The following is a 10645-nucleotide window of genomic DNA, read 5'->3' on the forward strand; positions in this document are numbered from 1 at the left end:
TATGCTTCAAGAGAATTTAGAAAAATCATCAAGTCTAATTCTTTGATTACACAATCTATGAGTAGAAAAGCTAATTGTTGGGATAATGCAGTGGCAGAATCCTTCTTTAAAACATTAAAAATCGAACAATATAAATCAATTGAACAAGCTAAAACTAGCATTTTTGAGTATATAGAAATATGGTATAACAAAAAACGTCTACACTCTTCTTTGGGATATAAAACCCCTTATGAAGTAGAACAAGAATTTTATCAATTTAAATATGTAGCTTAGGTCTTAAAAAAATTGTCCGACTTTTTGTTGCAAGTCCACTCTCGATAAATAATTCGATTTGTACTTGCTTCCAATATTTGATATTTTATCTAAAGTAATTGGGTATGCTAAACCAATAATTGCGATGTCAATTGCCACGCATATTTCAATAATATATTTAAATTCCATTTGCATAAATTTATAATAATTCCACTGCCTTGTACCAATAATAAAAGATGCTCTTATCCGGTTGTCGTTTTAATCTATTCAAGAATGCCCAATCTTCTTTCTCAATGGTAAGTTCGCTTATATCTTGTCCTTCATAATATTCAATTTCAGTAATTTCGGGTTGCAATAAAAGTGTATTCAAATAAGCCACTCTGGCCGAAGCTGCAAGGGCTTCCTCTATCCTGAAATTTCCTATCATCAAAAACGCACTTCCAAAACTGCGTATGCCACGATTTAATTCCTCAAACTTCTTTTTTGTTTCCTTGGTCTTGTTGCGTTCCCTTTTGGCGATGATAATACAGGTGTTTATGGCATCCCAAAGCACATCTGTTTCTTTGAGGTTTCTTTTGCTGAAATCTTCGTCAGAACTGCGATAGGATAATTCCGCTTTTGCGAAAGCAGAAAAACTTGTCTTAACAATAGACATATCCGTAATGTTTTCAAACAACTTCCCTAAATCGAACAACTGCTTACAGATTTCCATAGTAAATAACTGGTCGCCCTTATAATATGGAATACCGATTGTCTCTGGTGCAAAAGCAGTAAGCTTATCGCCACAGATGGAATTTACCGAAGGTGTGGTAATTGTTATTATAGGCTCATCAACCGATAGCCACGAAATCTCAACAGAAGATTCTATAAGTTCTGGATAATGTGGACTGTCAAAAAGAACATCCAACAGAATAGTTCCTGGAACGTTCGGATTGTAAACCGAATCAAATTCAAAAGTATAATGCGCTTTTGGAACGCCTACTTTATAACTTCGACGCTCGTTCAATGTGTGCCTTTTAAAATGTGAGTTGGCAACAACTGCATCAAGAATTTTTTCCAATGGGTCACGCTTTACACTTGAAATGATATCGATATCTATTGAAAAACGATTGCCTTCTTCAAGTAAAAGTACAAGTGATGTGCCTCCTTTAAAAACAAAATCAAGTCCTTCTATCTTTAGATGTTCTAATAAAGAGAATGCGTGAATCATTTTTTCTAAAATGGTCACATTAATGCCTTTATGTTCTTTTTTTGCTCGGAAAATATCCAACCATTCCTTTGTGAAGCTTTTGTTTTCAATCATTGATTATATTCTCTAAAATATTTGGTATATGGTTATTCATAAATTGCTTGATTTCTTGTTCTTTCTTTCGTCTTTTCGCATAACTAAAAAGTTTTGTGAAATTAATGCTGTATCGCTCAAGTATTTTTTCATAAATGTTTATGAGTTCAGAGCCTTGGTAAAAATGGTACAGGTTTTCATCGGCAAACAAGTCCACCATTATTTTTTCAAGTGTGGCGATGGGAACTACATTTTTTTTCTCTTTCAGTTTACTTATCGGTGCTCTGGTAACGAGTCGTTTTATGACCACGGGAACAGTACTCTCGGAAATGTAGAACTCAATTTCCTTGTCATCGGGATTCAAGAAAAAATCCATTTTCAATGAATCATTTAGATAATAGTAGAGTGATTCCGTAAATTCCTTTTCCACTTCTATCACAATCATTTGATTGGATACTTGATGTTGTGTAAATTCATTGAGCCATTGGTTTTCCCATATAGCATATTGGATTTCCTCAAACCGTTCATTGGTCTTACTTGCTATTTTTAGAACGCTATCAGACAGTACTGGCCTATACTTGGGTTTATAGGATATGATATACAATCCACGACCAATAGTTTTGATGATGTCCTTTTTCTTAAGGTCATATATTCGCCAACTAAAGGTGCTTTCCTTCAAATCTGGTTCAAAGTCCAAATAGAACTGAAATAGTTCGTCCCTATCAAAAGAACCACGTTCCTTAAATGCTTCTATAAGCTTATTTTCTACAATCTTTGGCATAACCTCTATATCAAAACTTTGCCAAAAATACAAAAAATTGGCGAATATTTGAAAACTAATTATTACCACTATATACTTAAAGTGGTAAATATTTGCAATTATTAATATTGCCTTTGAAAAAATAACAACTAAAACTATCGTTAGAAGCAGTATTTAAAACGGATTTAACAATAAAGGTTTAGATTGGGAATGAAGTGTTTCCCTCTTTTATTTCGAAATGCAAAAAAATGTACTGAATGAAATTTGAAAAATGATAGCATAAAAAACCTCCTTATTCAGAATAAGAAGGGTTTTTATTACAGCGATGAACTGTTTATTTTTCCTTTTTTAACACCAATTGATATACACAAGGAATCACCACAAGATTCAAAACCGTAGCCGATAACAAGCCGCCTAAAATAACTACAGCCATTGGACTTTGTATTTCACTACCTGGTTCTCCACCTTTAAGAGCTAATGGTATCAAAGCCAGTCCAGTTGTAAATGCCGTCATCAAAATTGGGTTCAATCTGTCTAATGCTCCAGTTTTAATCAACTGAAAACCTTGCATTCCTTCCTTTCGTAAATCTTCATAACGCGACACCAATAAAATACCGTTTCGAGTTGCAATACCAAATAGACTAATAAACCCAATTGTTGCTGCAATACTGATGATTCCTGATGTGAAATAGACAATCAAGATACCACCGATTAAAGCTAAAGGCAGGTTAATTAAAACTACAAAAGCCAATTTTACATCTTTAAATTCATAATACAACAAAAGGAAAATGATAGCTATTGCAATGATTGCAGTCACTAAAAGTAATTGTGACGCTTTTGATTCGCTTTCAAACTGTCCACCGTATTGAACACGGTAGCCTTCTGGCATATTCACATTTTTTGAAACAACTTCTCTGATTTCATTTACCGCACTGTGTATATCCCTGCCTTGAACATTTGCTGCAACTACAATTTTACGTTGTACATCTTCACGATTGATAGTATTTGGACTACTAACAGATTGTATGATTGCCAACTCACCTAATATGGTTTGACCACCATTTGGAAGACTGATTAAGGTATTGTTGATGTTCTCAATATCATCTCTAAATGGTTTTTCGTAGCGCACTACCAAATCAAAATAGTGCTGACCTTCATAAATTTCACCCGCTTCTTCACCAGCAAAAGCAATATCTACTTGCTCCATTAAATTACCTACAGTCATTCCATAGGCGGAAAGGATTTGGCGTTTTGGTTTGATGCGAATTTGTGGTACTTCAATTTGTTGGTCAACCGCAACATCTGCCAATCCATCAATATCTTTGATGTTCTGCTCTACGCTTTTACCTACTTCAAACAAGCGTTGCAAATCTGAACCAAAAATCTTTATCGCAATATTGGCACGTGTACCTGAAAGCATATGGTCAATACGGTGTGCAATAGGTTGCCCTAATGTAATATTTACTCCTGGCGCAATACTTAATTTGTTTCGAACTTCTTCAAAAAAATCTTCCTTGGTTTTGTCTTTCAAAATAAAAGGCACATCTATTTCTGATGCATTAACGCCTTGTGCGTGTTCATCTAATTCCGCTCTTCCTTGTCTTCGGGTAACGACTTCTACTTCGGGTAAATCCAATAAAATATGTTCTATCAAATTTCCTGTTTTGTTGCTTTCTTCCAATGACATTCCCGGAGGTCCAACGACACTAATAACTAAAGAACCTTCATTGAATTCTGGTAAAAAACTTCTTCCTAATTGGGTTAAAACAAAAATGCTTATAACAAATGCTATTACTGTAACACCAATCACGGATTTGGAAATTTTTGTGACTCGCTCTAAGAGGTTACCGTAATATTTTTGTAACCAACGCTCAACACGTGTACCTTCTGAACGTTTGAGGAGTCGTTTTTCATCTTTCAATAAATAAGAACACAAAATAGGTGTTACTGTTACGGCAACAATCAACGAGGTTAATACAGACGTTACAAACGCAATTCCTAAAGGTTTTAATAATCGTCCTTCCATTCCACTTAAAAAGAATAGTGGAATAAATGATACAATGATAATTAGTGTTGCAATAATGATGGAACTTCGTATTTCTACTGATGCATCCCTAACAACAGTTAATGTAGATAAACGTTCTGCTTTCGGTTTTTTGATGTTCTCTCGTAATCGTTTATACACATTCTCAACATCAATAATAGCGTCATCCACCAACGCACCAATGGCAATCGCCATACCTCCTAAACTCATAGTATTAATGGTATATCCCAACCATTTTAATATGATGATGGACACCAATAATGAAATAGGAATTGCCAACAAAGAAATAACCGTAGTTCTCCAATTCATTAAAAAGATGAAAAGGATAATCATTACAAAGAATGCTCCTTCCAATAAGGTCCAATTTAAATTACTTATAGAGGCTTCTATAAAATCAGATTGTCTAAAAATGTGACTTTTGATGTTTACACCTTTCGGGAGGGTTTTTTCCAAATCTGCAATTGCTTCATCCAAACGGTCTGTTAATTCTAAGGTGTTTACATTGGGTTGTTTCGAGATGGTTAGAATAACCGCTGGTTTTCCGTTTAAAGAACCATCGCCAATTTTATCGGCAGCACCAATTTTGACAGTCGCCACATCCCTTATTTTTATGGTTTGACCATTGACTTGTTTTAAAACAGCTTCCTGTAAATCTTCCAAAGCATAGGCTCTTCCACTACCTTTAATGATATATTGATTACCATATTGATTGATAACACCACCAGGCGCATTTTGGTTTGCCTCCTTAACGTGTTCTAACAATTCAGTAAGACTTACGTTGTAATGCTTCATCTTTTCTGGATTGGCAAATACTTGGTATTGCTTGTAATCGCCTCCAATTACCACCACATTGGCAATACCTCCAATGGCTTTTATACGTGGTCTAATAGTCCAATCAGAAAGCGTTCGTAATTCCATTGCAGACAAAGTATCTGACGTAACACCCAATAGCATTATTTCCCCCATAATAGATGAAATTGGTGCCATTGTAGGAGCTCCAATTCCTTCAGGTAAATTTTCTCTAACCATTGGGATACGCTCACTAACAATTTGACGCGCTCGATAAATATCGGTTCCCCACTCAAATTCTACCCAAACAATGGAAATTCCTGCTGCTGATGAAGAACGGATTCTCCTCACATTTGGTGAGCCGTTTAAGGCAGTTTCCAATTGATAGGTTACTAATTTTTCGACTTCTTCAGATTCCATACCGTGTGCTTCAGTAAGAATGGTTACAGTTGGAGCCGTAAGATCTGGGAATACATCGACATTCATTGTACTCGCATAGTAAATTCCCAATACACTTAATGCCACTGCACCCAATAAAATGAGCAACCTGTTATGAAGTGAAATTGATAATATTTTGTTTAACATTCTCTTCGTTTTTTAATGTTCGTGACCGTGTGCAGGTGTTGAACCAGACATTGAAGCCATTTTAACTTGATATACACCTGTAGTTACCACCACTTCGCCAACTTGTATGCCTTGAAGTATTTCTACATTTTCGCCATTACGTTTTCCTATTTTTACAGGTCGTCTTTCAAAACTTTCTCCTGATAGTTGCACCATCACGGAATAACTTCCATAATCCTCCAACAAAGCACTTACAGGGATCATTGTGTTTTGGGTTGCATTACCCATTGCAATTTGAACCTGCGTTAAGCTGCCTTCTGGCATATCAACATTGTCATTAACATTTGCAAATACTGAAATAAGTGGTCTGCTATTATCTACATCTTTAGCAATAGAAAGGATAGCTCCTCCAGAAGATGCAACATTCCGCCATTGGCCATCTTTGGTTTGAAACCAAATACCTTGAACGTTCTCCATTGTAAGACCATAAGAAGGTGCTATTTGAGATTTTAAAACTCTAGATTGAAGTGTCCCTACCGTTACCAATGCCGTGCCTTGGTCTACATAATCGCCATTGGCGACATTAATTGCTGTGATGTACCCATTAAAAGGTGCAAGAATTTGTTTACTTCCACTAGAAACTCCTGATGATAGACTTTGATAATTGGATTTTGCAATCTCAAAATTACTTTCTACTTTTTCAAATTCTGCCTTTGGAATAATTTTCGATTCGTATAGCTCTTTCTTTCTGACATATTCAGATTTGGATTGTTCATATTTCGCTTTCGCTGAAGCAATATCTGTACTCAAATTATTAGATGCTAAACCTTGACTGCTTACATTGATTAATAACTGCCCTTGTTTTACCTGTGTTCCTTCCGTGATATTGTTTACTGCAAAATCGACTACACCATTTGATTTAGCTACCAATGTCTTTACTGAACCTGGTGCAGGTGTCCAAACACCTGATGTATTGATTACATCATAAATTTTTCCATTAACCACAGGTGCTGTTTGAAAGTCGATTTTCCAAGCCTGCTCTTTTAAAAACGAAATTCCTGCATCTTCACTTGCAGTTCCTAACGCATTAATGGCATCTTCTTTTGAAGCATAAACAATAATGTCGTGAACAATAAGTGTATCGCTAAATGTAGGTGTTTTAATATCAAATATTAACTTGAAATTACCTGCTTCTTTAGGTTGTAGTGATGGAGAAAATATGCCAGGTGATGATGGTGATTCCGCAGTATTACGAATACCCCTATCGCATTTTATTAAACTCACCGTAACCTCGCCCTCACGAACAGGTTTATGCTTATCTAACACTGTAAAATGTGCAGCAAAACGACTATTTTCACCAACTACTAAAGCTGGAAACTCAACAAATAATTCTGTTTTGTCTGTCCACAGGGTTATACTTTTTGCAGGCATAGACTCTACTTCTAAAGCAGAACTATCCTCTTTTTGATTTCCGCAAGACATTAAGAGCATTACGGATAATAAGATTATATATTTCATTTGTATATATTTATTGAATTACACCTATGATATTGTAATTTCCTTTAGTAGTTAAAGTGATTGTGATGTCTTTTGAACTATTGTTTTTCCAATACCAACCGTGAGAACCTTTGTAAGGAATCGTTACTTTCCCTTTTGCAGCATCTGTAGTACCATTAGCATAGCTCTCAAAATAACCTTTTGGATAACTGTCTTTGTCTTCTGGGTCTCCGTGAAAATCGTAACGTAGTGGTGCATCAGATTTCCACTCATATTCTAACTTTTCATATTGACCTACCTTGAATTTATATTCTAAAGCCTTATTAGCTTTCACGACAATTGTTGCGTCGTTGCTTTGTTCATTAGTTACACTATTTTCTTCTTTGTTTCCAGATGTTCCATTGACGTTAAACTCCTCTTGTCCAATAGCCACTTTATCTTCTTTATGATTGCCATCTGCATCGTGTTCGTGACCGTGTTCTTCTGTAGTTTCTGTTTTTTTAGTAGCGTCTTTACATGAGGTTACAGTAATTATTGAACCTATAGCTAATGCGAATATTATGTTTGAAATTTTCATTTGTGTATGTTTGAAATTTATAATTGATGTTTTAATAATTCTGCTTGAAGCAGTTGTAATTCCTTTTCCATTTTCAGCATTTTATCCGAAGCATTTCTGTAGAACTGAAGTTCTACATAGTAATCCATAAACGAATACTCGCCCAACATATAGGCTTTAAAAAGTAAATCCTCACTTTCTAAATTGTCCATTGTGCTTTGATACTCGTTAAATTTTGAAAGCATCAATTGATAGCGACTAAAGGTTTCTTGAAATTGCGAGTAAAGCGAAGTAGTAATAACTTGCGTGTTGGATTGCTGATATTCGTAATTAGCTTGTGCAGCTTTTACTTTGTTCTTGCTACTCCAAAGCGGAATTGAAAGTCCACCGTAAAAACCCGAATAATTATTTCCGTTTACACCTTGATAATTATAGCCAAGTGCTACGTTTGGAAGCACCTTATTTTTCTCTAGTTTTACTTTTTGCAAAGAAGTGTTTTCATTAGCCTTTAATTCTTGTAACGATGGATCGTTCGTTAATTTATCTTGCCAAAGTTTATCTATACTTTCTACTTCTGTTGAAATTATAGTTTCTGTTGAAAGACCATCTAAAGGTTTATCACCATTTAAGGTGTTTAGTTTATACATCAGAATCTGAATATCGCTATCCATCTGTTCAACAACAAACTGTTCTTGAATCCAAGCAATTTTGGCTTTATTCAAATCTAAAATACCGACTTGCTCCTTATTAAAAAGTTCTTGAATTTGGTCGAAAACCTGCTTGCTCTGGGTTCTTCTTTCGGTTTTAATGACTTTCTGTTTATACAGAAAAGCAAGTTCTATAAGCAACTGTTTTGCGTTCAATAAAACTTCCTGCCTTTTCTTGGCATAAGCAGTTTGTAGTTGTTCCGATTTCAAATCGTTCCATTTACCACGTGCTGCATATACTGTTGGAAATTCAAAAGATTGTGCTATTTCATATTCCGTATAGGCATCGGTAGTATTATCACCAAAGGGCAAATAATATCCAGAGAGCTGTGGATCGGGTAAATTGTTAGTGCTCTTATTTTCGAGTTGTTGACTTTCAATAAAGGATTGATAGTCTTTCAAAGCTGTATTGTTCTGTTCTATTTGATTAAGTAATTCCTCAATATTTTTAGTTTGAGAGAAACTATTAATAAAGAACAGGCATCCGCAAATTGCGAATACGATGTGTTTATTCATTGTTTGTGATTTTTAGGTTTAATCTAATTTTATAAATAAGGACTACTAATTAAGAAGTAAGTATTCCTAAACGATTAACCTAAAGATGGTGGACCTCGTGAATCGAGGGTTGAGAGATATGCGTTAAAATAATTATTGGGTGGATGATAGAACTTTATCTTTTCGGCCTTATCATAATTTATAAAACTATGATAATGTACAACAGAAATAGGTACACTTATATCCTTTTTAACTTCGATGTGTTTTATACTGCTTTCGCGTGTTAACAGTATTTCATTAGATACAACTGAATGCACGTGCATATCCAAAAACAAATCTAAAAATCCCGTGTTAGGACTTTCTTTTTCTGGCACATCGTGATGGTGGCTGTGTGTATCGTTATTCGCAACAGCTTTATGTGTATGCTCAACGTCGTGTTCGTGATGCCAATGAGGCAATGCCTGATGCAATAGCAGCATAGAGAATATCCCTAAAAAGAAAAGTGTTTTTATGTTGTTGTGTTTTTGCATCAATCGCAAAGATACTAATATTTTTAATATTAAAACTAGCGCTCCAATTACGTAATTTTGGAATCCTTAAATCTACTTTAAAGAAGAAAAAACCCAGTTTGAGGTACTGGATGAACCTTTGTTTATACTATGCCATTGCATAAACTTCATCAAACAGCTTTTTATCCAACCTTTCCTGTTGGGTAAAGGTTTTCTTCAATGTATGGTGCAATACTGCATTGAACGCATTGTAGCCCAACCAGAGATTGGGTTCTTCATTAAGCAACAAGGCTTCGTAGTTTAGTATTTCAAGGACTTCTCTTGATTTTTTGGAAGGCTCACTATTCTTATCGCTACATTCGTATCGGAACAATTTTGTTTTGTCAAGAATTGCCTTCACAAATTCTTTGGTATCGATAATTTTAAATTCTTTCATCTTATCAAACCTTTTGGTAATGGTGTAGAATTCATTGTCCAGAAATTTGTCGAATAGATTGTTCAACCTTGGCATTATAAGGCTAGTGTTGTTTTTACTATGTTTTATTGAAAATTCAATTTCTGATTGTGAAACGTGCAGGCCATTAGAACATACTTTTCTATAAAAACCAAAATGACCAGACGTTTTTTCACTACCATCATAGGAATTCTTGAACCGAAGCATCGGTAATATCAAATCCTCTTTGTTCTTGACTGAAAATTGGCTTTTATCATCAATGATAAAGTCAGTAATGAAAGATCTATCGTTTCTATTGATAGTTCTTTTGTGATAGTTCAATTGTGCATCGGATAGCATTTCTTCAGCTTTCTTGAAGAACAATTGATTTGGAATGTGTCCGTAGCTGTTTGATACTACATTGACAATTTTACCATTTGAAATGATGACGTTTTCGAGCCCACGTCGGGATTCCATCTTTGTCAGGGTTTTTAAGGATTTCATTTCTGATGGAACGAAGATTTCATCCTGCTGTAAATTTTGTAAATACATAACTTTTGAATTTAGATTAAACAATATTTGAGCAGTACTCAAACGGAAGATAAAATCTTGGCTCAAAAGGAAACGGAATCGTTACTTTACCGACAGTAAGAATTATAGATAAAAACAAATGTATTTTTACCATTAAACAACAGTTCCACTTACTGCATTAGCTTTAGAAACGGAATAGAGGAAATCTACTATTTATATTAAGTAC

At 34.8% G+C, this 10645-nt stretch carries 10 protein-coding genes; 1 reads left to right on the forward strand and 9 read right to left on the reverse strand.

Annotation, left to right across the window (positions count from 1 at the left end; genetic code table 11):
- Positions 1 to 273: integrase core domain-containing protein (locus tag HGB55_RS14090; protein WP_168817580.1), on the forward strand; the 273-nt coding region annotated here is incomplete at its 5' end.
- A 3-nt stretch (positions 274 to 276) separates the two neighbouring features.
- Here HGB55_RS14090 and HGB55_RS14095 read toward each other — a convergent pair.
- The 9 genes from HGB55_RS14095 to HGB55_RS14135 all read right to left on the reverse strand — a co-directional run bounded on the left by HGB55_RS14095 (position 277) and on the right by HGB55_RS14135 (position 10440).
- Positions 277 to 441, reverse strand: a complete 165-nt coding sequence (locus tag HGB55_RS14095; protein ID WP_168817582.1) for a hypothetical protein — start codon at positions 439 to 441, stop codon at positions 277 to 279.
- 10 nt (positions 442 to 451) lie between these two features.
- Positions 452 to 1555: a nucleotidyl transferase AbiEii/AbiGii toxin family protein gene (locus HGB55_RS14100; RefSeq protein ID WP_168817584.1), complete on the reverse strand. Its 1104-nt coding sequence runs from the start codon at positions 1553 to 1555 to the stop codon at positions 452 to 454.
- The gene (locus HGB55_RS14105) at positions 1548 to 2315 is read right to left on the reverse strand and encodes a DUF6577 family protein (RefSeq protein WP_168817585.1); all 768 of its coding nucleotides are present in this window, start codon (positions 2313 to 2315) and stop codon (positions 1548 to 1550) included. Before HGB55_RS14105 ends, HGB55_RS14100 begins: the two co-directional genes overlap by 8 nt.
- A 313-nt stretch (positions 2316 to 2628) precedes the next feature.
- Entirely contained in the window at positions 2629 to 5712 is a 3084-nt protein-coding gene (locus HGB55_RS14110) for an efflux RND transporter permease subunit (protein ID WP_168817587.1), read from the reverse strand.
- 12 nt (positions 5713 to 5724) lie between these two features.
- Positions 5725 to 7209 carry an efflux RND transporter periplasmic adaptor subunit gene (locus tag HGB55_RS14115; protein WP_168817589.1) on the reverse strand — a complete coding sequence of 495 codons (1485 nt, stop codon included), beginning with the start codon at positions 7207 to 7209 and terminating at the stop codon, positions 5725 to 5727.
- Positions 7210 to 7219: 10 nt separating this feature from the next.
- Complete coding sequence (locus tag HGB55_RS14120) at positions 7220 to 7765, reverse strand: hypothetical protein (protein WP_168817591.1); 546 nt, start codon at positions 7763 to 7765, stop codon at positions 7220 to 7222.
- Positions 7766 to 7782: 17 nt separating this feature from the next.
- Positions 7783 to 8967: a TolC family protein gene (locus HGB55_RS14125; RefSeq protein WP_168817593.1), complete on the reverse strand. Its 1185-nt coding sequence runs from the start codon at positions 8965 to 8967 to the stop codon at positions 7783 to 7785.
- A gap of 74 nt (positions 8968 to 9041) precedes the next feature.
- Positions 9042 to 9425, reverse strand: a complete 384-nt coding sequence (locus tag HGB55_RS14130) for a hypothetical protein (protein ID WP_247649231.1) — start codon at positions 9423 to 9425, stop codon at positions 9042 to 9044.
- A 178-nt stretch (positions 9426 to 9603) separates the two neighbouring features.
- Positions 9604 to 10440 (reverse strand): DUF932 domain-containing protein, encoded by an 837-nt coding sequence (locus HGB55_RS14135; protein WP_168817595.1) that lies wholly within the window; start codon positions 10438 to 10440, stop codon positions 9604 to 9606.
- Between the last annotated feature and the right edge of the window lie 205 nt (positions 10441 to 10645).

This window comes from Lutibacter sp. B1 (genome assembly GCF_012524075.1).
GTDB lineage: Bacteria > Bacteroidota > Bacteroidia > Flavobacteriales > Flavobacteriaceae > Lutibacter.

Excerpts from the sequence above, each read along its gene's own strand:
- HGB55_RS14135 (WP_168817595.1), bottom strand. The coding sequence starts at position 10,440 with ATGTATTTACAAAATTTACAGCAGGATGAAATCTTCGTTCCATCAGAA.
- HGB55_RS14105 (WP_168817585.1), bottom strand. The coding sequence starts at position 2,315 with ATGCCAAAGATTGTAGAAAATAAGCTTATAGAAGCATTTAAGGAACGT.
- HGB55_RS14100 (WP_168817584.1), bottom strand. The coding sequence starts at position 1,555 with ATGATTGAAAACAAAAGCTTCACAAAGGAATGGTTGGATATTTTCCGA.
- HGB55_RS14095 (WP_168817582.1), bottom strand. The coding sequence starts at position 441 with ATGGAATTTAAATATATTATTGAAATATGCGTGGCAATTGACATCGCA.
- HGB55_RS14110 (WP_168817587.1), bottom strand. The coding sequence starts at position 5,712 with ATGTTAAACAAAATATTATCAATTTCACTTCATAACAGGTTGCTCATT.
- HGB55_RS14130 (WP_247649231.1), bottom strand. The coding sequence starts at position 9,425 with ATGCTGCTATTGCATCAGGCATTGCCTCATTGGCATCACGAACACGAC.
- HGB55_RS14115 (WP_168817589.1), bottom strand. The coding sequence starts at position 7,209 with ATGAAATATATAATCTTATTATCCGTAATGCTCTTAATGTCTTGCGGA.
- HGB55_RS14120 (WP_168817591.1), bottom strand. The coding sequence starts at position 7,765 with ATGAAAATTTCAAACATAATATTCGCATTAGCTATAGGTTCAATAATT.
- HGB55_RS14125 (WP_168817593.1), bottom strand. The coding sequence starts at position 8,967 with ATGAATAAACACATCGTATTCGCAATTTGCGGATGCCTGTTCTTTATT.